The organism is Cupriavidus sp. LA-1 (assembly GCF_055385985.1).
The window spans coordinates 572132-594807 of sequence record NZ_AP031388.1 but is presented as its reverse complement, the minus strand read 5'-3'; the positions used below and the strand labels follow the sequence as shown (position 1 = coordinate 594807).

Below are 22676 nucleotides of genomic sequence, written 5' to 3'. Positions count from 1 at the left end.
CTTTGCCTGCGCAGGCGTTTACAGCGATGCCCGCAGCTGACCCAGCCAGCTCTGGTTCAGCGTCACGCGCGCCCAGCGGCCCATGCCGCAGTGGCCGGACTGGGTCGGCGCTGCCGCCGCGGCCGTACCGGCCGTTCCCGGCGTCGTCCCTGTTCCCTTGCCGGGCAGGTTGCCGAGCGGACGGTCGAGCTTGGCGATCACATAGATCTCGTTCTTCTCGATCGGCGGGAACGGCACGAAGTAGCGGGCCTGGTCGCCGTCCGGTGCGCGCGGCAGGACTTCGGCCACCGATGCCGGCAGCGCCGTGGGCATGCCGTCGACCTGCACGTTCAGGCGGGCACCGGGCAACAGGTTGTCACTCAGGCTGCGCGGGAACACCGCCACCACGCGCGTCTGCGCGCAGTTGCTGGCGCGCGCCAGCGTGGCCCCGGCGGCGACGCGCATGCCGGGCTGCGCAATCATGTCCTCGATGGTGCCGGGCTCGGGCGAGCGGATATCCAGGGTGGACAGGCGGTCGATGCGTTCCTGCTCGGTGGCGAGCATCTCGTCGACCGACTTGCCATAGGCTTCCAGTTGCTCCAGCTCGGCCGTCAGCTGCGCCGATTCCGCGCTCAGCACCTGGCGCCGCTGCGCCAGCGTGGCGCTGGGGCCGTCGGTGGACGACGTATAGACCTTGTTGCGCGAGGCCTGGCTCTCGCCGACGGCGTTATCCAGTTCGGCCTTGGCCGCAGCCTTGGAGTTGGACAGCATCGACAACTGGTAGCGCGAGGCATTGGTGTAGGCCTCGCTGACGGCCCCGGCCCACTGCATGTTCTGGTTGCGGTTGACCACTTCCGTTTGCTGGTCCTCCTGTGCCTTGGCCGATGCCAGGCGTGCCTCCAGGGCGCGCACGCGCGTGGCGTGTTCGCGCTGCGCGGCGCTGTTGTAGCGCTGCAGGTCCTGCTCGGTGGCGGCCATCAGCCTGCGGTTGCTTTCCAGCTTGGCCTTGGCCGAGTCGTAGCGCTGCTGGTTGTCGAGCTTCTTGCCGGTCAGGTCGACCAGCAGCGAACGGTCGACGTTCGGGTTCTGCACGATCATCAGCGCCTGGTTGGCCGTGAACGGCTGGCCCGCGGCCACCATCTGTTTCATCACCACGCCTTCGACCGGCGAAGTCACCAGGCTGACAGGGCTGTTTACGACGGCCCGTTCCGACGAGCGCGTAAACACATTTGGAAACATGATTGTCAGCACGGCCCAGATGATGAACAGCACGACGCCGTAACCGGCCATGCGCGGCACGATATGCCATAGCGGTACGGCCACGGGTTGCGGGCGGTGCACCAGCCCGTCGCCATGCGGCTGGCGCAGCGGTGCCGGTGTCAGCGGGTGTTGTAGGGGCGGATTGTGGCGCTGGTCGGCCATGGTGTTGTTCTCCGGCAAGCAAAATCAAAAAGCATCCCCGCCGGCTGCGCAAGGCGCCATCCGGACGAGCGTTCTTCCAGGCGAGCGAGTGGCGTTGCGCAAGTGCTGTCGCGCGATGCCGGGCTTGCCTAGTCCCCAATTCAGCTTGTTGTCTGCAGCACGCGCGATGTGGCTGAGCCGTATCGGCGCACTTTGCAATCGGGCCGACACACTGCATGCGGCGGCATGCGGCCCGTGGATTTGCCCGGCTTCATCCAGGCAGAGTTGAACAATGGCCAGTCAATGGCCAAGAAATGGCAGCCCGTTGAAGCAAAGATTCACGCACTCAGGCCGCCGCAGGTGAGTTAAGGCTAGTCAGTTACCCCCTCGCTTGCTGTAAAAATGTGTAAGGGGAGGCTATAGCACCGCTTAACACGGCATTAAGATGGCATGCGGTGCACGGCGAGTGCGACAGGCTTTGAGGGTAGCGCTGAGGATATGGAGAAGACGTGGATTGCCGGCTGATCGCGGAGGATTGCCCGATGTGATCGCGCTAGTCGTCGACCCCGAGCGGCGGTGCGATGTGTTCCAGCGGGCGGCGTTCGGCATCGATGCCGTAGCGCAGGGCCAGCAGTCCGGCGACGATCACCAGTGCCGCGCCGAAAGCATAGCCAGCTGCCACGGCTTCGCGGCTGCCGCTTTCGATCAGCGCGCCCAGCAGCAGCGGTGCGACGAAGCCGCCGGTGCCGGTGCCCACGGCGTAGAACACGGAGATCGCCAGCGCGCGCATTTCCAGCGGAAACACCTCGCTTGCGGTCAGGTAAGCCGAGCTGGCCGCGGCCGAGGCGAGAAAGAACACCGCTGACCAGCACAAGGCCTGCGTGCGCGCATCGAGCCAGCCTTCAACGAAGGCCCAGCCGGTCAGTGCCAGGCCGATGCCAGACAGCACGTAGGTGGCGGCAATCATGCGCCGGCGCCCGATGTGGTCGAACAGCGGGCCGAGCAGCAGCGGCCCGAGGGCGTTGCCCAGCGCGAACGGAAAGATATACAGCGCCACGCGCGCTTCCGGCACGGCATAGAAGCGTGACAGCACCAGCGCATACGTGAAGAAGATCGCGTTGTAGAAGAAGGCCTGCGCCACCATCAGCGCCAGCGTGATGACGCTGCGCTGGCGATAGCGCCGCAGCAGCAGGCGCATGACTTCGCCCACGCCCGGTGCGGTGCGCCGGCGCATGGCCACCGCGACACAATCGGGTGCCACCGGCGGCAGCGGGCCGTGGCGGGCGCGTACCTCGGCCTCGATCGCGGCGATGACGCGCTCGGCCTCTGCCAGGCGGCCGTGGGTGGCCAGCCAGCGCGGGCTCTCTGGCACGTGCCTGCGCACCAGCACGATTGCCACCGCCAGCACCGCGCCCAGCGCGAAGCAGGCACGCCAGCCCCATACCGGGCCGAGCACGCGCGCATCGAGCAGCACCAGGCTCAGTCCCGCGCCGAGCGCCGCGCCGAGCCAGAAGCTGCCGTTGATGGCCAGGTTGACGCGCCCGCGCACGCGCGCGGGGATCAGTTCGTCGATGGCGGAATTGATGGCCGCGTACTCGCCGCCGATGCCCAGGCCGGTGAAGAAGCGGCACGCGGCAAAGAAGGCGAAGCCGGGCGCGAATGCAGTCGCCAGCGTCGCCGCCATGTAGACCGCAAGGGTGGCCAGGAACAGCCGCTTGCGCCCGAGCCGGTCGGCCATGCGCCCGAACACCAACGCCCCGAGCACCGCGCCGGCGATATAGAGCGACCCCGACCAGCCCACCTGCGTCGCGCTCAGCCCCAGCGTATCGGGCCGCTCCAGCACGGCGCCGACGGAGCCGACCAGCGTGACTTCCAGGCCATCGAGCACCCAGGCGATGCCCAGCGCAATCGCCACGCGCCAGTGCCAGCGCGACCACGGCAGGCGGTCCAGCCGCCCGGGGATGTCGGTGCGGAATGCAGTGTCGACAGCAACGCTGGCGAGGGCGGTATCGGTTGGCATTGCCAACCAGTATAGGAAACAGCGGCATGCGGCTGACGCCGCGCCCGGCGGTCGTGGCAGGAACTTCGGCTCAGGCGCGGGCGATGCCGACGGTGAACTCGGCCTCCAGCAGCCCCGCTGCATCGGCGGCCTGGTGTACGCGCATCAGGTTCGGGCGAGAGCCCGCGATGGGATCCTGCGCCGTGGCGCGCGACGGCACGCCGTGCGCGCGATAAGCCGGATGCGTGCCCAGCACCTCGCGGTTCAGCGCATCGCTGAAGTACAGCTGGCTGGTCAGGGCCTCCGTGTGTCCGAGCAGCACCTTGAAGTGGATATGGATGGCGCGTGGCGCGTACCAGCCTGGATAGATCGACATGAACGTCGCCACGCCATCCTGGCCAGTGGGCTGGACGCCGCGCAGGAAGCGCGCCTGGCGGTTGCCGGTGCCCTCGCCGCTGTAGCTGCCGTCGGCATCGCAATGCCAGATGCTGACCAGCGCACCCGGCACCGGCGCGCAGCCGTGCTCTGCGTCCACCACCCGGACGCGCAGCCGCAAGGGCTGGCCGGGGCGGTCGTCGCGGATGTCGGCGCGTACCAGGGCGTCGTCCAGGTAGAAGGGGCCTTCGGTGGCGGAGGGCGTCAGCAGACACGCGGCGGGCGTGGCCGCTGCCGCTGCCGTGTCGGGCGCGATGCCGGCAGCGGCAAGCAGGCCGCCCAGGTCATGCAGGAAGCGGCGGCGCGCCGCATCGACATCTGCCGTGCAGTCGGCGCCAATGGGCGGACGCGCCGTCATCGTGGGCTCCGTGGTGTTGCGAGGGTGCCTTGCGGCGGGTGCTGCAGCGTTGGGCTGGGACCTCAGCGCCCCATTGCCTTGAGCATCGAGTAGCCGTGGCTGGTGATGCGCGGCTCCTGGCGGGAGCCGTGCAGGATTTCAAGTTTTACGAGTTGCTTTTCGACCAGTGCCTTCAGGTCGATGGGATCGATCTGGCGGGAATCGCTGAAATCGAGGGAATCCGGACCATCGCTCAGTAATAGCAGCGTGGCAAGTTCATGCGGGCTCAGCACGTTCGTCTCCTTGGCAAGAGGGGGGCGTTTGCTGGGAGTCTGCGCGGCGCAACTGCGCCAGGCGCTGGAAGACGTAAGCGATCGGGGCGACGATGCCGCACATGCCGGCTGCGCGTGCTGCGCTGCGGCGAAATGCTGCAGTGCGGCGCCTGTCTCCGGCGATCAGTTGGTTTGACGAGGCAGGCAGCGCGCGGTTCCGTGCAACGGCTGGCCGTTACATGTGATCGGGCGTCGCAGCGCCGTCATCGCCAATATTAACCACCTCCAGGTGACAAGGTGATGGCCATGCCGGCGCTGTGGAATTGGGGCGGCAGCCTACCGCCCCATACTGGCTTGCCCGGCCTACTGGCCCTGCCGCTCGCGCCAGGCCTCGTACAGGTCGATGCCCTCGGCGCGCGCTGGCACGTAGGCCAGCTTCAGCTCGCGCTGTTCCAGCGGACGGGCCAGCTCGATGTACCCGCGCTCCGCGGACAGGTCGTACGGCGCGCCGTCTTCGTTGGAGTAGGCGTAGTAGACCGCTTCGACGCCGGCCAGGTACATCGCCGACAGGCACATCGGACAGGGGTAGCCGCTGGCATAGACGGTGCAGCCGCTCAGGTCGGGTTTGCCCAGCGCGCGGCTGGCGGCGCGCACGGCCTGCATTTCGGCATGCGCGCTCGGGTCGCAGTTGGCATCCACCTCGTTCACGGCGCGCGCCAGCACCTTGTCTTCCCTGACGACCACGGCGCCGAAGGGCCAGGTATTGCGTTCGCGCACGTTCTCCATGGCGAGGCGGATGGAATCAAGCAGATAGGCTTCGGTCGTCGACACGCGTTGTCTCCATTGAGGCCTGGCCCGTGCAGGCGGATGTGGTGCGGGCCTGGGGACTATAGGTCAGCGTCCGTGCGCATGGTGGCGTCCGTTGTTATAGGGCGTATTTGGGCCGTGCGCGCGCTGCGCGGCAACAGGCGGCGCGCAGCCGCCTCCCTTTTCGCGTCAGCCCGGATGCACTACAACCAGTAGGGCGGTGGCAGTGGTTTTGCCGCCATTGGAGATCGCATGTACGACATCTGCCGCATAGCGCGCGGTCTCGCCGTGCCGCAGCTTCTTTTCATCGGCGCCCGCGCGCACCGTCATCGATCCGCTCAGCACCGACAGGTGTTCCTGCGTGCCGGCCTCGTGCGGCTCGGACGCCAGCACGCCGCCGGCCTGGATGGTCAGTTCATACCATTCGAAGCGCCCGGCCAGGTCGATCGGGCCCAGGATGCGCAGGTCGCAGCGGGTATCGGGACTTTTCAGCGACGGGATCGCGTGTGGCTGGACCACGGCGATGCCGCCGCCGGGGCGCTCGGCCGCGCCGCCCGCGAGGAAATCCGCCAGGTTCACGCCGAGCGCATTGGCCAGGCGCCACAGCACCGCCACGGTGGGGTTGGCCAGGTTGCGTTCGATCTGCGACAGCATCGACTTGGAAACCCCGGCACGGCGCGACAGTTCGTCGAGCGACAGGCGCTGCTGCTGGCGCAGTGCCTGCAGCGCCATGCCGACGGCGGGCGGCCCGTCGGTCTGCGGGGTCTGGGCGAGGGCTTGCGTCATGGAATAATGTTCGTTATATTGCGCAAAACGTTCGATATACAGAACGTGTTCGATTTATCGATCGAATCCTAGCATACCCCTCGCACACCAACGGGAGTCAAGCCATGCCGAATGCCGAGGCCTTCCATGCGTCCATCCGCGACGAACTGCAAGCCATCCGCGACGCCGGGCTGTACAAGAACGAGCGCGTGATCGCCACGCCGCAGGGCGCGCGCGTGCGCACCACCGATGGCCGCGAGGTCATCAACCTGTGCGCCAACAACTACCTGGGCCTGTCGTCGCACCCGCGGGTGATCGAGGCCGCGCACGAGGCGCTGCGCACGCATGGCTTCGGGCTGAGCTCGGTGCGCTTTATCTGCGGCACGCAGGACCTGCACAAGACGCTGGAGGCGCGGCTGTCGAACTACCTCGGCACCGAGGACACCATCCTCTACGGCTCGGCCTTCGATGCCAATGGCGGCTTGTTTGAAACGCTGCTGGGGGCGGAGGACGCGGTCATCAGCGATGCGCTCAACCATGCCTCGATCATCGACGGCATCCGCCTGTCCAAGGCGCGCCGCTATCGCTATGAGCACAACGACATGGACGACCTGCGCGCGCAGCTGGAGCAGGCGCGGGCCGATGGTGCGCGCTACGCGCTGGTGTTTTCCGACGGCGTGTTCTCGATGGACGGCACCGTGGCGCGGCTGGACCAGATGCGCGCGATCTGCGACGAGTACGGCGCGCTGCTGGGCATCGACGAGTGCCATGCCACCGGTTTCATGGGCCAGCGCGGGCGCGGCACGCATGAGGCGCGCGGCGTGTTCGGCAAGATCGACATCATCACCGGCACGCTGGGCAAGGCGCTGGGCGGCGCCTCGGGCGGCTTCACCAGCGCGCGCAAGGAGGTCGTGGCGCTGCTGCGCCAGCGCTCGCGGCCCTACCTGTTCTCCAACACGGTGGCGCCGGCCATCGTGGGCGCGTCGATCGCGGTGCTCGATATCCTGGAAGGCAGCACCGAGCTGCGCGATCGTCTGGAGCGCAACACCAGATTCTTCCGCGCCGGGCTGGACAAGCTGGGCTTCGACGTCAAGGCAGGCGACCACCCCATCATCCCGATCATGGTCTACGACGCCGACAAGGCGCAGCAGCTTGCGCAGCGGCTGCTGGAGCTGGGCGTGTACGTGGTGGGCTTCTTCTACCCGGTGGTGCCCAAGGGCCAGGCGCGTATCCGTGTGCAGATGAGCGCGCTGCATGACGAGGCCGCGTTGCAGGCGGCGCTCGATGCCTTCGGCCAGGCTGGCCGCGAACTGGGGCTGATCTGATGGAAGATGGCAAACCGAAGATCCTGATCGTCGGGGCCAACGGCCAGATCGGGTCCGAGCTGGCGCTGGCGCTGGCCGAGCGCTACGGGCGCACCAATGTGATCACCTCCGACGTGGTGCCCACGGGCCGCCACGTGCACCTGACGCACGAGATGCTCAACGCCACCGACCGGGGCGAGCTGGCCACCGTGGTCGAGCGCCATGGCATCACCCAGATCTACCTGCTGGCCGCGGCGCTGTCGGCTACCGGCGAGAAGGCGCCGCAGTGGGCCTGGAACCTCAATATGACCAGCCTGCTCAACGTGCTGGAGCTGGCGCGGCAGAGCGGGCTGGAGCGCGTGTTCTGGCCGAGCTCGATCGCGGCTTTCGGGCCCACGACGCCGTCGGACCAGACGCCGCAGAAGACCGTGATGGAGCCGACCACGGTCTACGGCATCTCCAAGCAGGCGGGCGAGGGCTGGTGCCGCTGGTATCACGCCAACCACGGCGTGGACGTGCGCAGCGTGCGCTATCCCGGCCTGATCTCGCACAAGACCCCGCCCGGCGGCGGCACCACCGACTATGCGGTCGATATCTTCCATGCGGCGGTGAAGGGCGAGCCTTATACCTGCTTCCTGAAGGAAGACGAGGCCCTGCCGATGATGTACATGCCCGATGCCATCCGCGCCACCATCGAACTGATGGAAGCGCCGGCGGACAAGCTCGGCGAGCGCGGCAGCTACAACATCGCTGGCATGAGCTTCACGCCCGCGCAGATCGCAGCGGCCATCCGCGAGCAGGTGCCGGGCTTCCAGATCCGCTATGAACCTGACTATCGCCAGGCGATTGCGCAGGGCTGGCCGGATTCGATCGACGATTCGGTGGCGCGCGCGGACTGGGGGTGGCGGGCGGAGTACGGCTTGAAGGAGATGGTGGCGGACATGCTGGCCAACCTGCAGGCGACGCTGGCTGCCTGAGGCAGTACGGCGCGATCGCGCGGGCGCCTGCCAGCAGTGTCATCTACTGATAGGTCACCACCACGAGGTACGCGTCCGGCGCACCGGGCCGGCCGGCATGGGCCGGTTCGATCTCAAGCCTGGCCGCGCCGATACGCGTCTGCCGGAGCAGCCGGGCCGGCGGCACGGCGACCGGGACCGAGACGATCTTTCCCGAAGGCTGCTGGCAGTTCGCCTGCACCAGTCCGGCTGACGGACTGAAGCCGCATGACGGGTACGAGATCCCCCCAATAAAGGTAATGGTGCCGGTATGCGCAGCCGCGGTGCCGGCCGCGGCCAGCAGATTTGCTGCGATCAGCCGGCCGGCAACGCCGGCGGCCTTCCTGCTCCGTTCAAGCGACATGTTTAACCCTCATTATTGTTAGCGTGGCGCCGATGCGGGCCGCCACGCAGATCGCGCTCAGTGCCGGCCCGCGGATCCCGCGTGGGCCTCTTTGATCATAGCGGCGCGATCAGAACTTTCTTAAGGGTTGAGACACTGCTGTGACAATTGCCTTGGAGCCGTTTTGGCGATGGCCGCTCGTGGCTACGCGGCTCCGCGCAGGATCAGCCGTGAGCGCGCAAAGCCAGCATGGTCCTGCAGCGCCTGCATCAGCTGGCCTGACGGTACGCGGTCGATGTCGGTGACCACATAGCCGGTGTGGCCGCGCGTCTGCAGGTGCTGGCCGGTGATATTCACGCCTTCCTGCGCCAGCAGCGTGTTCAGTGCCGCCAGCGCGCCCGGCGCGTTGCCGTGCACGTTGAGCAGGCGTGCCGGCGCGTGCAGCGGGCCCGGGTCGACCTCGGGGAAGTTGACGGCGCCGATGGTGCCGCCGGTGGCCAGGAAGTGCGCCAGCTTGGCGGCAACTTCGGTGCCGATGTTCTCCTGCGCTTCTTCCGTGCTGCCGCCGACGTGCGGGGTCAGCAGGACGTTGGGCAGGTTCTGCAGTTCGCTGGCGAAGGGGTCGTTGTTGGTCTTCGGCTCTTCCGGAAACACGTCGATGGCCGCGCCGGCCAGGCGCTTTTCACGCAGCGCCACGGCCAGCGCCGCGATATCCACCACGCTGCCGCGCGAGGCATTGATCAGGATCGCGCCCGGCTTGCAGGCGGCCAGGATGCGCGCATCGATCATATTGCGCGTGCGCGGCGTGGCTGGCACGTGCAGGGTCACCACTTCGGCCTGGGACACCGCTTCTTCCAGCGAGCCGGCGGCGCGCGCGGAACCGTGCGAGAGCCGCGCGAGCACATCGTAGTAGACCACGTGCATGCCCATCGATTCAGCCAGCACGCCTACCTGCGAGCCGATATTGCCGTAGCCGACGATGGCGATGGTCTTGCCGCGCGCCTCGAACGCGCCAGCGGCGCCCTTGGCCCATTTGCCGGCGTGCGCCAGCGCGTTCTTCTCCGGGATCCGGCGCAGCAGCATCACCGCCTCGGACACCACCAGTTCGGCCACCGAGCGGGTATTGGAGAAGGGCGCATTGAAAACGGGGATGCCGGCGGCGGTGGCGGCGTCCAGGTCGACCTGCGAGGTGCCGATGCAGAAACAGCCGATCGAGAGCAGCCCCGGGGCGCTGCGGATATCGTCCGCGCGCAGGTGGGTGGCAGAGCGGATGCCGACCACGTCATGGCTGGCCAGCACCTGGCGCAGTTCGGCACCGGCCAGCGCGCCGGTGCGGCGCTCGACCTGCAGGCCGGCTTCAGTCAGCCGGGCGTTGGCGCTCTGGTGGATGTTCTCGAGCAGGATCGCAGTGGTCACGTTCGTTTTCCGCATGGAGGGGTTGGCGGACATTGCCGCATCCCCACCATTCTGCGCGCAAAACCGTGCCCAGGCCGGGGAGTCCCTGCTGCCGGCATTGGCACCGGCCGCTGCGCCGGGTGCCGCGTCAGCGCGCGCGGCGCCTGTCGCCGCCGAGCGGATCGACGATGATCATGGTCTGGCGCAGCACGCCGGCGTCATCGAAGTAGCAGCTGAAATGCGCGGTCTGCAGGCCGTCCTTGTACATCCGCCATGACCAGGCCTCGCGCTTCATCAGCGGGTAGTACTGGACCGGCTCGCGCGGCAGGCCGAAGCGTTCCTGCACGTCCTGCTTGGTCCAGACCCCGACCTGGGCGCGATAGATCTCCGGCTCGGTCAGCATCTGGCGATAGCTGGTGAGCTTGCCGCCGGCATCGAAATCGGCCGCGTAGACCTCGTGGCCGAAGGGCTGGCGCGACCAGAGCCAGCGCGTGGTGCCGTCGGCCAGGCGGAAGGTCTCGGTGGGCTGGCCGAATGTATTGCGTACAGCACTTTCCGGGCTGCCGATCATTTGTCTGCCGGTCTGCTCGGGCTGCAGCGCTGCGCAGGCCCCGAGCGAGCCGAGCACGACAGCGGCAACGCACATCTTGCCGATAGATCTGATTGGCATGAGCCGGGATGACATGGTGCTCTCCTGCGGACGGGATGTCCGCATCCGCTATTGTCCCGCCACCGGGCTGGCCCACGCAACACTGGCTGACGCGGCCTGCCAGCGCTTAGCAGCGGCCCTTCTTGGCCTGGCCCGGCGGGCAGAAGGACTCGTTGCCGTAGGCGTCGACGCGGCAGTTACCCTTCTTGGCCTGCCCGGGAGGGCAGCCCTGGGGGCCGCCGCCGTAGTCGTCATAGGGTGGGGCTACCACGCAGCCGCCGAGCAGCGCGCTGCAGGCAATCAGAAAGGCCAGGGCGGATTTCATCGCTTTCTCCTTGTTGTGTCGGGGGAACCCGTTTGCGACAGGAGAATAGAGCGTGCCGGCGCGGTTGTCTGTAAGGAATCGTGAAGACGGCCGCGCCGGGTATGCCCGCCCAGCCCCGGGGCGGCTTTGCTTCAGTCGTTGTCGTCGTGCCGGGGCCGGCGCACGGCGCGCAGCTTGCCGCTGTTGCCGCCACCGCAGAAGAAGCGGTCGGCGCCGTCGGACTCCAGCCCGGACACCCCCGCGCCCGGCGGCATGGCGATGGCTTCCAGCACTGCGCCCGATTGCGGATCGATGCGCCGCAGTTCGCTCTGGTCGCCCTCCCAGGTGCCGTGCCAGAGTTCGGCATCGACCCAGGTAACGCCGGTGACGAAACGGTCGGAGTTGATGGTGCGCAGGACCGCGCCGGTCTGCGGATCGACCTGGTGGATCTTGCGCTCCCGGTACTGCCCGACCCACAACGTGCCCTCGGCCCAGGCCAGCCCTGAGTCGCCGCCACCGCCCGGCGCGGGGATCGTGGCCAGCACGCGCCCGCTCTGCGGATCGATCTTCTGGATGCGGTCCTCGGCGATCTGGAACAGGTGCTGGCCGTCGAAGGCCGTGCCCGCATGGGCCGGAACCTCCAGCGCGCGCAGCGTCCTGCCGCTGGCCGGGTCCAGCGCATTGAGCTTGTCGCCGCTGGCAAACCAGACCTGCCGGCCGTCAAAGGTGACGCCATGCACATGGTCGATGCCAGGAAAGGGGCCATATTCGCGAAGCACTTCGGCGCTTGATCGTTTCATGATTCATCCTCGTCGGTTAGTTGTTGCATGACCCATGCTAGTCAATCGGCAATGGCGAGGGGAGTAACAAGGCCGTCGTGAATCCGGGCAGCGGCGGCGTCATCCAGCGGCGCGCGCGCCCGTGGCCAAGCGACTGGATCTTGCCCGCGGCGGAGAGCGCCTCCAGTGCCCGTTGCACGGAGCGCTGGCTGGCGCCCAGGGCCAGCGCCAGGGCCGAGCTGGACCACGACTCGCCATCGGCAAGCAGGGCCAGCACCGCTGCGTGCTTTTCTTCGACTGGCCGCGCCAGCACCACCACCTCGCGGGCGCGGTGTGGCTCCAGGGCGAAGCCGCGCCCGGTTGCGCTGATGCCGGCCAGCGCGCGCAGCAGCGTGCGCAGCCGACCGATCTCGACCCGCAGCCGCGCGCGGTGCGAAGCATCGGCGTGCCGGGTGCGGAAGGCGTGCGCGATCAGCGTGTCCCTGGGCACGTCCTCCGGCCAGGCTTGTGCCAGTGCGCGTGCCAGCGAGAACAATACCGGTCGCGTAGCCAGCGAGACCACCGCGCCGGCGTTGCGCACCACATGGCGGCAAGCATCCACGACCAGCGCCTTCGAGGCCAGCAACGCTTCCACTTCGTCCAGCCGCAGCGGCCGCTCGTCGCCCCGCGCAATGCGCCGTGCCGCGGGGCTGCGCAGTGCCTGTGCCGCGTTTTCGACTTCGGCGCTCAGCGACGGAATCCCTGCGCGCCGCGCTGCGCGCCGGGCCTGGGCGATGGCGGCGGCGGCCGGCTTCGACTGCAGGCGGCGCATGGCGATGCCCGCGGCAACCAGCGCATGGGTGGCCTGGAGCACGGGCGGGAGGGTGGCGGGGTCGAGTCCGTCCAGCGCTTCTCCGGCGTCATCGATGCGGCCGGTCAGCAGCAGGTGCCGGGCCGTGAGATAGCTGGCATAGGCGGCGTTGACCCGGTCGCCGTGCGCGGCGAGGGTGGCGTGCGCGGTGTCCAGCGCCCCGGCCGGCCAGCCCAGGTCGCGCGAGACCAGCGCAATCTCGGCTTCGGCCACGACACACCTTGCGCGCGCAACCGCCTCGCGCGGGCCGAAGGCGCGCGCCGCGCTGCGCAGCAGGGTGCGGGCGCGAGCGAAGTCGCCGAGTTGCGCCATCGCGATGCCGCGCAGCGCCAGCGCGGGCGGGTCGTCGCGCAAGGCGACCCGGTTCAGCGCGCCGAGCGGGTCACCCGCAGCGAGCGCGAGCGCCGCGGCCGCTATGCGTGAGTCCATCCGAATCCCGCCAGAAATCCCGCCACACTTGTCGCTCCCACCGTTTGGTAGCCCGGGCTTAATCTAGCACACGGCCACTGGCCAACGGAGGGGTGGACGGGGACCACACGACTGCGCTTCGCACGCCCCCGATGACGGCGACATCCGGGCTACATCCTGAACACCACGCCCAGCCAGAAGCTGCGCGGCGCGCCCGGGGCCACGAAGAGCGCGCTGGCCGCATCGCCGGGGGCCACGTGCGGCCGCACCAGGCTGCCGCCGGGGAACACATCGTTCGCAATCTGGCCGTAGGTCTCATAGCGGCGGTCAAACAGGTTGGCCACGCGCGCATAGATCTCAACCTGCTTGCTTACCTTGTATGCCGCGCGCAGGTTGACGGTGGCGTAGCCAGGCGTATGCCAGTCCGCGGTCTTCGGCGCGGCGCCCGCCTGCGGGTCGCTGCGCAGGCCGTCTTCATTGCCGCTGGAAACGGTGCTGGACACTGCCACCAGGTCGGCGCCGAGCGTCAGGCCGGCCAGGGCCTGCCAGTCCACGCCCAGCTTGAGCGTATGGCGGGGCAGGCCGGCCATGCGCATGCCCGGGTGGATGTCGATGGTGCGTTCGCCGACGGCAAGCTGGCCGGCGGACTCGTAGGTGGCCTGCAGGTAGCTGTAGGCCAGCCGCAGCGTGACATCGCCCAGGCGCTGGCGGGCGCTGAGGTCGAGGCCCTGGTTGCGGGTGCGGTCGAAGTTGGCGAAGTAGCCGAGCTGGGTGTTCGGCGCGCGCAGGAAGAGGATGTCGTCGTGGTTGTCGATGCGGTAGAGCGAGGCGGTGACCTCGGTGTCCTTTTGCGGGAGCCAGCGCACGCCGGCCTCGTACGAGTGTGAGACCACCTGCTTGAGGTAGGGGTCGGCCTGCAGGCCGGCCGGCAGGCGGCATGGCTGCGCCGGGTCGGCGCAGCCGAGTTCGAGCACGGTAGGCACGCGGTTGTTCTGGGCGTAGCCGCCGAACACCGTGACGCCGCCGCCGAGCTTCTGCGCGAGCCCCAGTGCCGGGTTGAGGCGGCGGTAGGTGAAGCTCTCGCGCGGCTGTTCGCTGCCGTCGCTGTTGCGCAGCGTATTGCTGACCGTGACGTGGTTCCACCTGGCCGAGGCCGTCAGGAATGTGGTGGGCGTCAGCGACCAGGTGTCGGACAGGTACAGGCCGAGCATGCGCGCGGTGCCGCTGACGCCGGAGAACAGGGCGTTGGGTTCAGCGGGGTCGGCCACCACGCCGCGGTCGTCGGTAAAGGTGCCGGGCTGCGTGTATTGCGAATAGGTCAGGCGGCTGCGGTCGAGGGTCAGGCCGGCGTTGAGCAGGTGGCGATCGGTCTCCTTGGCCGCGCTGAGCGCCATGCCGACGGTCTGCTGCCACATATGGGTGGTGTTGAGCACGGCCGGATGCAGCGATGCGCCTTGCGCCCGGGTCATGCCGCAGCCTTCGCCGCGCGGGCTGCCGTCGGCGTTGAAGCCGTCCTCGCAGGCTTCGGCATAGGCCGCATAGTCCGGGTTCACGTCGCCGTTGGTGGTGTCGCGGCGGCTGGTGCGCACATAGGCCAGCGCGGCGGCGCTGGTCTTGTCGTCGAACCAGTGGCGGCCGTTGACCGTGGCCTGGGTTACCTGGTTGCGGGTCTGGTCGGGGTAGGTGTAGACGGCGCTCCGGTTGGCCTGGTAGAGATCGGGTAGCATGCCGCCGCCGCTGGCGCGGAAGCTGGGCACCAGGCCGTTGCCAGTCAGCGTGCTGCGTCCGTGCAGCACGGAGACGTCCCAGCTGTTGGTATCGCCCGTATAGCCGGCCTTGGCGAAGACATTGCCGAGCCGGCCGTCGGACTGGTCGCGCCAGCCGTTCTCCTGGAACAGGGTGCCGGCCGCGAACGCATGCCAGCCGCTGTCGCTGCGCACGCCGGCGGACAGGTCGGCGCGCTTGCGGGCATTGCTGCCGTAGGACAGGTCGGCGGTGAAGCCGGGCGAGTCCAGCCCGGAACGGGTGGTCATGGCGAGGGCCCCGCCCAGGGTGTTGAGGCCGTAGGCCGGGTTGGCGCTGGACACCAGCGACACGCTCGCCAGCGCCGCCTCCGGAATCATGTCCCAGCTGATGACGTCCCCGAAGGGCTCGTTGACGCGGATGCCGTCCAGGTACACCGACAGGCCCTGCGGCACGCCGGGGATCGACGATGCCCGGAAGCCGCGGTAGGTGATGTCGGTCTGGAACGGACTGCCCTGGATGTCGTTGACGTTGACGCCGGCCAGGTTGCGGTTCAGGTATTCGGCCAGGTTGCCTGCGCGCGAGCCGTCGAGGTCGTCGCCACGCACGGTCTGCACGGTGTAGGGCACCAGGTCGCTGGCCACGCCGATGCCCGGCAGCGGCGCGGCGGCCACTACCAGGACCTCCGGCAGCAAGTTGCTGTCCTCCTTTGGGACAGCAGTGTCCTGTTGCGCAACAGCGGGACGCTGGGTCAGCAGCGCGATGGCCACCGCCACCACGGCGGGGCGCGCGCGGGCGAGGCTGCCGCGGCGGGCCACGGCGTTGTATGGCGGCTGACCTTGCGGTGCAGGGCGCGGGTTGGCTGGCATGTTCCGTCTCCTCCGGAAGGGCGGCGCATACCTGCATTGGGTAGCGCCTGACCGGAGGCCCTCAGCAGGTTTCGTACCGTGCCTTGGGAGATCGGGTTCCGGCCGCGCGTCGACATTGCGGCCAAGCCACGGCGTTGGCTCGCACCTGTCACAAAACGGGACAGCCCGGGTAGCGGTCAGCGGGCGAGTGCTCCACCACGGGACAGTTGTGCTCGGCGCACCGCACAACGCGCGCCGGGATATGGCGCCCCGGCGGGGCGCCCAGCGGGGCGGCCAGCCCGGCCATGCAACGCCGCGCAAGGTGCGGGATCTCGTGCTGCGCTGCACATGGTATCGGCCTTGCTCTGTTCATCCGCATCAACACTCTGTCTGGTGCCCAGCCATGTTCCGCCGCCCTGGCCGCTGCCTTGCCTGCCTCCTGTCGTTGTGCCTCGGCCTGGTCCTTGCGGGCGCGGCGCGGGCCGACAGCGCACAGGCCTATCCGTCGCGCCCGATCACGCTGATCGTGCCGTGGCCCGCGGGCGGCGCCACGGATATGTCCATGCGCATCCTGGCGGAACTGGCCGGGCGCGAACTGGGGCAGCCCATCGTGGTGGAGAACCGGCCCGGCGCCGGCGGCACCCTGGTGGGCGGCCTGCTCGCCGCCGCGCGGCCGGATGGCTACACCATCGCGCAGTTGCCGCTGACGGTGTATCGCTTTCCGCATCAGCAGAAGACGGCCTGGCAGCCGCTGCGCGACATCCAGCCCGTGCTGATGATCTCGGGCTATACCTTCGGCATCGTGGTGCCCGCCGACAGCCCGCTGCGCTCGCTGCGCGACCTGATCGCCTGGGGGCGCGCGCACCCCGGCGAGCTGACCGTGGGGTCCACGGGCATTGGCACCACGGCCCACCTGGCGATGGAAGACGTGCTTGGCCGCAGCGGCGTGCGCTACGTCCACGTGCCATACCACGGCACCGCCGACCAGATGCTGGCGGTGGCCAATGGCTCGCTGATGGCGGGTGTCAATTCCACCGGCTTCGCGCCGTTTGTCGAGACCGGCAAGCTGCGCCTGCTGGCCGTGTTCAGCGCGCAGCGTTCACCGCGCTGGCCCGACGTGCCGACCGTGGCCGAGCTGGGCTTCGCCGATGCCATCCACAACTCGCCGTACGGGATCGGCGTGCCGCGCGGCACCGATCCGGCTATCGTCGCCCGCCTGCACGATGCGTTCCGCGCCGCCATGCTGCAGCCGCGCCACCTCGCGGAGCTGGCGCGGTACGACCAGGAACTGAGTTACCTGAATACTGTGCAGTACGACGCCTTCCTGCGCCATGCGTGGGAGACGGAGCGGATCTTTGCCGAGCGCGTGGGCACGGCGAGGCCCAGGGGGCAGCTATGACCGCAGCGCAATCCCAGGCGCCGCTGGCGCTGTGCTGCGACGCCGTGCGCAAGGCGTTCGGCGGCCGCATGGCGCTGGACGGGGTCTCGCTGCACGTGCGGCGCGGCGAGTTCGTGGCGCTGCTGGGGTCCAACGGCGCGGGCAAGACCACGCTGTTCCAGATCCTCAGCGGCCTGTTCGTGCCCGATGCGGGGCAGGTCACGGTGATGGGCAGCGACATGCGGCGCAATCCGGTGCGCGCGCTGGCGCATCTCGGCATCGTGTTCCAGCAGCCGGCCATCGACCTGGACCTGCCGGTGCTGGCCAACCTGCGCTTCCACGCGGACCTGCACGGCCTGCCGCGGCGCGTGGCGACGCAGCGCATCGCCCGGCTGCTGGAAGACTTTGGCCTGGCGGCGCGTGCGCGCGCTCCGGTGCGCGAGCTGTCGGGCGGCAACCGGCGCAAGGTCGAACTGGCGCGCGCGCTGCTGCATGAACCGGCGATGCTGCTGCTGGACGAGCCGACGGTGGGGCTGGACCCGGCCTCGCGCGCGCAACTGGTGGCCGATGCCCGGCGGCTGACGGTGCGGGCACAGGCCGGCGTGCTGTGGGCTACCCACCTGGTGCAGGAGGTGGAGCGGGCGGACCGCGTGATCGTGCTGGACCGAGGTGCCGTGCGGTTCGACGGCACGCCGGCCGCATTGCTTGGCGCCGCCGCCACCGACACACTGGAGCGCGCTTTCCTGGCCATGACGCCGTCGGTCCCGTCCACTGCCCTGACTGATATGAGGGTGCCCGCATGAACAAGATGCCATCCCCTGTCTGGTTCGGCTTCGCCTGGCTGCTGGCCACGGCGCTGCTGGTTGCCGCCGGCCTGGCCGAAGGCGCGCAGGGCGGCGCCGTGCCCTCCGCCGGCCAGGCTACCCACCAGGTCTTTGTATCGAGCGAAAAGGACGACTCGCTGGCCGTCTTCGATGCCCGCACCCGGCAGCAGGTGGCGGCATGGCGCCAGTGCAGGCGGCCGCGCCACCTGCAGCTGTCGCCCGACCGCGCGCGCCTGTACGTGGCTTGCAGCGACGACCACCGTGTCGACGTGGTCGACGTGGCCAGCCGCAAGACCCTCGCATCAATGCCGGTGGGGGAAGATCCGGAACTGTTCGACCTCAGCCAGGACGGCCGCACGCTCTATGTCTCGAACGAGGAGGACGGGCTGCTGTCGGCCTACGACACCGGCTCGGGCAAGCGCGTGTTCGCGGTCAGGGTGGGCGAGGAGCCGGAAGGCGTCAGGGTCAGCGCGGACGGCAGGCAGGTGTACGTGACCTCCGAGGTCGCCAACCTGGTCCATGTGATCGATGTGGCCTCGCGCAAGGTGGTGCGCAATATCCAGGTCGGCAACCGGCCGCGCCGGCTGCTGCTGGTGCGCGGCGGCAAGGAGCTGTGGGTGTCCAACGAGCTGTCGGCCAGCGTCAGCGTGATTCGTACCGATACGCTGGAGGTGGCCCAGACCATCGCCTTCGCGCCGCGGGGCTTCCGCGCCGAGGACGTGACCCCGGTCGGGATGGCGGCCGGCAGCGACGGCACGCGGGCCTATGTCGGGCTGGGCCGCGCCAACCATGTGGCGGTGGTCGAGGTGGCGTCGCGCCGGGTGCTGGACTATGTGCTGGTGGGCCGGCGCGCATGGGGGCTGGCGCTGAGCCGCGACAATGCCCGGCTCTACGTCGCCAACGGCCTGTCTGACGATGTCAGCGTGGTCGATACCGCCAGCCGCAAGGCGGTGGCCACGCTCAGGGCGGGCCGCGTGCCGCATTCGGTGGCGATCGATGACTGAGCGTTCGCGTGCAGGGCGCCGATGGTGGCGCCGCGGGCTTGCCGCCACGCTTGCCGTGTTGCCGGCCCTGCTGCAGGCCGCCGAGGTGCGCGTGGCTGTCGTGTCGCTGGCCGACGACGCCCGCCATGCGCCCCGGCGTCTCGCGCAGCGCTATCCCGACCAGCCGCAGGGCCCTGCGCTCGACGGTGCCCAGGTGGCGGCCGCGGAAGCGCGCTTCGCGCTGGAGGCCGCGGGCCAGTCGCTGAGAGTCGAAGGGCAGCAGGCCCGCACCGAAGCCGAGGTGGCGCCGATGGTGGCGGCGCTGGTGCGGCAGGGCACGCGCTATATCCTGCTTGACCTGCCGCCGGCCTCGGTCAGGGCGGCCACGGGCGCCGTCAGGCCGGGTGAGGCCCTGTTGTTCAACGTATCGTCTGACGACGACGCGCTGCGCGGCGCCGGCTGCGCGCCGGGTTTGCTGCATACGCTGCCCAGCCTGCGCATGCGTGCCGATGCGCTGATGCAGTACCTGGCGTCGCGCAAGTGGCGCCGCGCCTTGCTGCTGAGCGGCCCGTCCCCGGCCGACGCCGCGCAGCGCGAGGCACTGGTGAACGCGGCGCGGCGCTTCGGCATTGCCTGGTCGGCGCAGCGCAGCTTCCGGCTGTCCAACGACCCGCGCGAGCGCGACCAGGCCAACCTCAACCTGCTGACCGGCGGCGTGGACTACGACGTGGTGGTCGTCGCCGACGCCGACGGCGAGTTTGCCCGCGGCGTGCCCTACGCCACGCAGCTGCCTCGGCCGGTGGTGGGTGCCAGCGGTCTGGGCGCGCAGGCCTGGCACTGGGCTTGGGAGCGCAATGGGGGCCCGCAGCTCAACCGGCGCTTTGCCAAGGCCACGGGCCGGCCGATGACCGGCTATGACTGGGCCGCCTGGGTGGCGGTCAAGGCGATCGCCGAAAGCGTGGCGCGTCAGCCCCGGGCGGGCTTTGCCGCGCAGGCGCAGGCCCTTGCCACCGGGCAAGTGGTGGTGGACGGCTTCAAGGGCCCGCCGCTGTCGTTCCGGCGCTGGGACCGCCAGTTGCGCCAGCCGCTGATGCTGGCCCACCCGGACGGCGTGGTCGGCACGGCGCCGGTAGAAGGGGTCTTGCACCCGAAGAACAACCTCGATTCCCTGGGCGCCGATGAAGCCGACACAGCGTGCCGGGCAACCCCGTCTTGACTCCTCGACCATGGCCTTCCTCCTGATCCATCGCTGGCGCGCGTTGCGCGCGGTTTGCGGGCGCGAGCTGCGCAAGTACTTCCGCCAGCCAGGGCGGCTGCTGTCGTCGCTGGTGCGCCCGCTGCTGTGGCTGCTGGTATTCGCCGCCGGCTTCCAGAACGCGCTGGGCGTTGCCATCGCGCCGCCGTACGACACCTATATCGAATACAAGGTCTATGTGGCACCAGGTCTGCTTGGCATGATCGCGCTGTTCAACGGCATGCAGTCGTCGCTGGCCATGGTGTACGACCGCGAGATGGGCGTGATGCGGCTGCTGCTGACCGCGCCGCTGCCGCGCGGCTGGCTGCTGGGTTGCAAGCTGGCGGCGGGCACGGTGCTGTCGCTGCTGCAGATGGCCGCGTTCCTGCTGGTGGCGGCGGCCTTCGGCATCCGCTTCGCGCCCCTGCACCTGCTGGCCGGGGTGGGCGCCATGGCGCTGGCCGCCCTGATGCTGGGCGCGCTGGGTTTGCTGCTGTCGGTTCATGTGCGCCAGCTGGAGAACTTTGCCGGCACCATGAACTTCGTGATCTTCCCGATGTTCTTCATCAGCTCGGCGTTGTATCCGCTGTGGAAGCTGCAGGAATCCGGCGCGGAGCTGGTGTACCAGCTCGCGCGCTTCAACCCGTTCACGCACGCGGTCGAGGCGATCCGCTTCGCCCTGTATGGGCAGCTGGCGCCGCAGAGCCTGGCAATCGTGGCGGGCAGCGCCGCGGTGTTCTTTGTGCTGGCGCTGCAGGGCTACGACCCGCAGCGCGGCATGGCGCGCCGGGGGCGGCCAGCATGACGGGGCGCAGGCGGAGCATGGTCCTGCTCGGGGCGGCGTGGCTGGGACTTGCCAGCAAGGCTGCGCCTGGCGCAGCGGCCGCAAGTGCCGTTATCGGGCACGGCGATCCGCTGCAATCGCCGCAATGGGCGTGGATCCACAAGGAGCTGCTGCAGATGGGGCCGGTGGTGTTCGACAGCCGCGTCAGGGTGACCGGACCGGCCTTTGCGGAAGACCCCATGCGCGTGCCGATTGCCTTCGACGCCTCGGCGCTGGGGGAGGTGGACCGCATTGTGGTGGCGGTGGACCGCAACCCGATCCGCGAGGTGCTGGCGTTCGAGCCGCTGCGGGTGCGGCCGTCGCTGTCGTTCCGCTTCAAGCTGGAGCAGGCCTCGCCGGTACGCGTGGCGGCACGCACGCGCGACGGCACCTGGCATGTCGGCAGCGTATGGGTCGACGCCGGCGGCGGCGGCTGCACGGTGCCCGGCGCCACCCGCCGCGACGGCAGCTGGAGCCGCACGCTCAACCGGGTCGACGCGCGCGTGTTCCCGGGTCTGGGCGATGCCGGGGCACGCGTGCGGCTGCGCGTGATGCATCCGATGGATACCGGCCTGGTGGCGGGTATCCCGGCATTCCATATCGAGACGCTGGTCCTGGCCGATGCGGCCAGGCAGCCGCTGCTGCGCCTGGCGCTGCATGAGCCGGTTGCCGAGAACCCGATCTTCTCGTTCGACCTGCGCGATGCCGTGGTGCCGGGCATGACCGTGGCGGGCCAGGACAACAACGGCAACCGCATCGCGGCGCGGGTGTCGCCATGAAGCGGGTATTGCCGTGGTTGTTGCTATGCCTGGCGGGCCAGCCCCTGCAGCCGGCGCTTGCGCAGCCGGCCGCGCTGCAGCTCCCTGACTACCGCCTGGCCCCGCGCGAGATCGCCGCCGGCGTGTGGCTGCTGGAAGGAGCCAATGCCGACTTCGCTCCCGCCAACGGCTGCAACATCATCAACACGGCCTTCATCGACACCGGCGACGGCGTGGTGGTGATCAACACGGGTCCGTCGCGGCTGTATGGCGAGCAGCAGCGCCAGGCCATCGCATCGGTCACCGGCGCGCCGGTGCGGCTGGTGCTGAACCTGAACCAGCATCCCGACTACTTCTTCGGCAACCAGGCCTATGCCGACGTCGGCGGCAGCGCGCTGCCGGGCACCCTCGACGGCGCGCGGCGCGAAGGCGCGGCCTATGCCGACAACCTCTACCGCATGTGCGGCAACTGGATGCGCGGCACCGAGTCCGTGCCGCCCACCCACGCGCTGGCGCCGGGCGCGCTGACGATCGGACGCCATACCCTGGAACTGATCAGCCTGGATGGCCACACCGATGCGGACCTGGTGGTGCTGGACCGCGGCGCCGGCATTGTCTTTGCCGGCGGGCTGGTGTTCCGGCAACGCATCCCGACCACGCCGCACGCGGATATCGGGCGTTGGCTGGCCAGCCTTGAACGGCTGCAGGCGCTGCTGGACGAAAGCGGGGCTCGCGTGCTGATCCCCAGCCACGGGCCGGCACTCGGCGGCACGGATGCCATCGCCCAGACGCGCGGCTACCTGCAATGGCTCGATGCGCGCCTGCGCGATGCCGCTGCGCAGGGACGCGACCTCGCCGAGGTCATGGCCATGCCCGTGCCGGAGCCCTATGCGCACTGGGGCGCGATGCCCGCGGAGTACCTGCGCAACGTGACGCATCTCTACCCGGCGCGCGAGGAAGGCGCGCTCGGCCACTGAGCCTGGCGGCTGTTCAGTTCTGGAGCAGCTGCAACGCAGTGTTGCGCGCTGGCGCGGCCGCGGCCGCGCAGCCGGCCTGCGGAGCG

Annotated in this window: 22 protein-coding genes; 9 read left to right on the top strand and 13 right to left on the bottom strand. The window is 69.4% G+C overall.

Features of this window, described 5'->3' with window-relative positions; all coding sequences use genetic code 11:
• Positions 1-18: 18 nt before the first annotated feature.
• From ACZ5MJ_RS21840 to ACZ5MJ_RS21815, 6 genes are all read right to left on the bottom strand, one after another.
• Positions 19-1401 (bottom strand): HlyD family secretion protein, encoded by a 1383-nt coding sequence (locus ACZ5MJ_RS21840; RefSeq protein WP_464225736.1) that lies wholly within the window; start codon positions 1399-1401, stop codon positions 19-21.
• A gap of 532 nt (positions 1402-1933) precedes the next feature.
• Complete coding sequence (locus tag ACZ5MJ_RS21835; RefSeq protein ID WP_464225735.1) at positions 1934-3400, bottom strand: MFS transporter; 1467 nt, start codon at positions 3398-3400, stop codon at positions 1934-1936.
• A 70-nt stretch (positions 3401-3470) separates the two neighbouring features.
• On the bottom strand, positions 3471-4172 hold the full coding sequence (locus tag ACZ5MJ_RS21830; protein ID WP_464225733.1) for an intradiol ring-cleavage dioxygenase: 702 nt from the start codon (positions 4170-4172) through the stop codon (positions 3471-3473).
• 62 nt (positions 4173-4234) lie between these two features.
• Positions 4235-4444, bottom strand: coding sequence for a hypothetical protein (locus ACZ5MJ_RS21825; RefSeq protein ID WP_464225732.1), 210 nt, complete (start codon positions 4442-4444; stop codon positions 4235-4237).
• A 342-nt stretch (positions 4445-4786) separates the two neighbouring features.
• Positions 4787-5254 (bottom strand): nucleoside deaminase, encoded by a 468-nt coding sequence (locus tag ACZ5MJ_RS21820; RefSeq protein ID WP_464225731.1) that lies wholly within the window; start codon positions 5252-5254, stop codon positions 4787-4789.
• A gap of 165 nt (positions 5255-5419) precedes the next feature.
• On the bottom strand, positions 5420-6016 hold the full coding sequence (locus ACZ5MJ_RS21815; RefSeq protein ID WP_464225730.1) for a helix-turn-helix domain-containing protein: 597 nt from the start codon (positions 6014-6016) through the stop codon (positions 5420-5422).
• A 104-nt stretch (positions 6017-6120) separates the two neighbouring features.
• Here ACZ5MJ_RS21815 and kbl point away from each other — a divergent pair, with 104 nt between their 5' ends.
• Positions 6121-7320, top strand: a complete 1200-nt coding sequence (kbl, locus tag ACZ5MJ_RS21810; RefSeq protein ID WP_464225729.1) for a glycine C-acetyltransferase — start codon at positions 6121-6123, stop codon at positions 7318-7320.
• Complete coding sequence (locus ACZ5MJ_RS21805) at positions 7320-8276, top strand: L-threonine 3-dehydrogenase (RefSeq protein WP_464225728.1); 957 nt, start codon at positions 7320-7322, stop codon at positions 8274-8276. The genes kbl and ACZ5MJ_RS21805 overlap by 1 nt, the downstream gene beginning before the upstream one ends.
• Positions 8277-8319: 43 nt before the next feature.
• Here the strand turns inward: ACZ5MJ_RS21805 and ACZ5MJ_RS21800 are convergent, their stop codons facing one another.
• The 7 genes from ACZ5MJ_RS21800 to ACZ5MJ_RS21770 form a co-directional block, all read right to left on the bottom strand.
• Positions 8320-8658, bottom strand: a complete 339-nt coding sequence (locus ACZ5MJ_RS21800; protein WP_464225727.1) for a hypothetical protein — start codon at positions 8656-8658, stop codon at positions 8320-8322.
• 183 nt (positions 8659-8841) lie between these two features.
• Positions 8842-10068 (bottom strand): phosphoglycerate dehydrogenase, encoded by a 1227-nt coding sequence (serA, locus tag ACZ5MJ_RS21795; protein WP_464226571.1) that lies wholly within the window; start codon positions 10066-10068, stop codon positions 8842-8844.
• 112 nt (positions 10069-10180) lie between these two features.
• Positions 10181-10702 carry a hypothetical protein gene (locus ACZ5MJ_RS21790; RefSeq protein WP_464226569.1) on the bottom strand — a complete coding sequence of 174 codons (522 nt, stop codon included), beginning with the start codon at positions 10700-10702 and terminating at the stop codon, positions 10181-10183.
• A gap of 106 nt (positions 10703-10808) precedes the next feature.
• Positions 10809-11006 (bottom strand): hypothetical protein, encoded by a 198-nt coding sequence (locus tag ACZ5MJ_RS21785; RefSeq protein ID WP_464225726.1) that lies wholly within the window; start codon positions 11004-11006, stop codon positions 10809-10811.
• Between the two features lie 131 nt (positions 11007-11137).
• Complete coding sequence (locus tag ACZ5MJ_RS21780; RefSeq protein WP_464225725.1) at positions 11138-11785, bottom strand: Vgb family protein; 648 nt, start codon at positions 11783-11785, stop codon at positions 11138-11140.
• A gap of 37 nt (positions 11786-11822) precedes the next feature.
• On the bottom strand, positions 11823-13043 hold the full coding sequence (locus ACZ5MJ_RS21775) for a helix-turn-helix domain-containing protein (RefSeq protein WP_464225724.1): 1221 nt from the start codon (positions 13041-13043) through the stop codon (positions 11823-11825).
• 149 nt (positions 13044-13192) lie between these two features.
• On the bottom strand, positions 13193-15634 hold the full coding sequence (locus ACZ5MJ_RS21770) for a TonB-dependent receptor (protein ID WP_464225723.1): 2442 nt from the start codon (positions 15632-15634) through the stop codon (positions 13193-13195).
• 382 nt (positions 15635-16016) lie between these two features.
• On the opposite strand from ACZ5MJ_RS21770, the gene ACZ5MJ_RS21765 reads away from it, so the two are divergent.
• From ACZ5MJ_RS21765 to ACZ5MJ_RS21735, 7 genes are read left to right on the top strand one after another with little or no spacing between them, the layout of a single operon-like run.
• A complete protein-coding gene (locus ACZ5MJ_RS21765; RefSeq protein ID WP_464225722.1) occupies positions 16017-17012 on the top strand; it encodes a tripartite tricarboxylate transporter substrate binding protein in 996 nt (331 codons plus the stop codon).
• Positions 17009-17794, top strand: a complete 786-nt coding sequence (locus ACZ5MJ_RS21760) for an ABC transporter ATP-binding protein (RefSeq protein ID WP_464225720.1) — start codon at positions 17009-17011, stop codon at positions 17792-17794. The genes ACZ5MJ_RS21765 and ACZ5MJ_RS21760 overlap by 4 nt, the downstream gene beginning before the upstream one ends.
• Complete coding sequence (locus tag ACZ5MJ_RS21755; protein ID WP_464225719.1) at positions 17791-18819, top strand: PQQ-dependent catabolism-associated beta-propeller protein; 1029 nt, start codon at positions 17791-17793, stop codon at positions 18817-18819. Before ACZ5MJ_RS21760 ends, ACZ5MJ_RS21755 begins: the two co-directional genes overlap by 4 nt.
• Positions 18812-20014 (top strand): type 1 periplasmic-binding domain-containing protein, encoded by a 1203-nt coding sequence (locus ACZ5MJ_RS21750; RefSeq protein WP_464225718.1) that lies wholly within the window; start codon positions 18812-18814, stop codon positions 20012-20014. The genes ACZ5MJ_RS21755 and ACZ5MJ_RS21750 overlap by 8 nt, the downstream gene beginning before the upstream one ends.
• A gap of 10 nt (positions 20015-20024) precedes the next feature.
• Positions 20025-20837, top strand: coding sequence for an ABC transporter permease (locus tag ACZ5MJ_RS21745; protein WP_464225717.1), 813 nt, complete (start codon positions 20025-20027; stop codon positions 20835-20837).
• A gap of 17 nt (positions 20838-20854) precedes the next feature.
• On the top strand, positions 20855-21634 hold the full coding sequence (locus ACZ5MJ_RS21740) for a quinoprotein dehydrogenase-associated SoxYZ-like carrier (RefSeq protein WP_464225716.1): 780 nt from the start codon (positions 20855-20857) through the stop codon (positions 21632-21634).
• On the top strand, positions 21631-22590 hold the full coding sequence (locus ACZ5MJ_RS21735; RefSeq protein WP_464225715.1) for a quinoprotein relay system zinc metallohydrolase 1: 960 nt from the start codon (positions 21631-21633) through the stop codon (positions 22588-22590). The genes ACZ5MJ_RS21740 and ACZ5MJ_RS21735 overlap by 4 nt, the downstream gene beginning before the upstream one ends.
• The last annotated feature ends 86 nt before the right edge of the window (positions 22591-22676 follow it).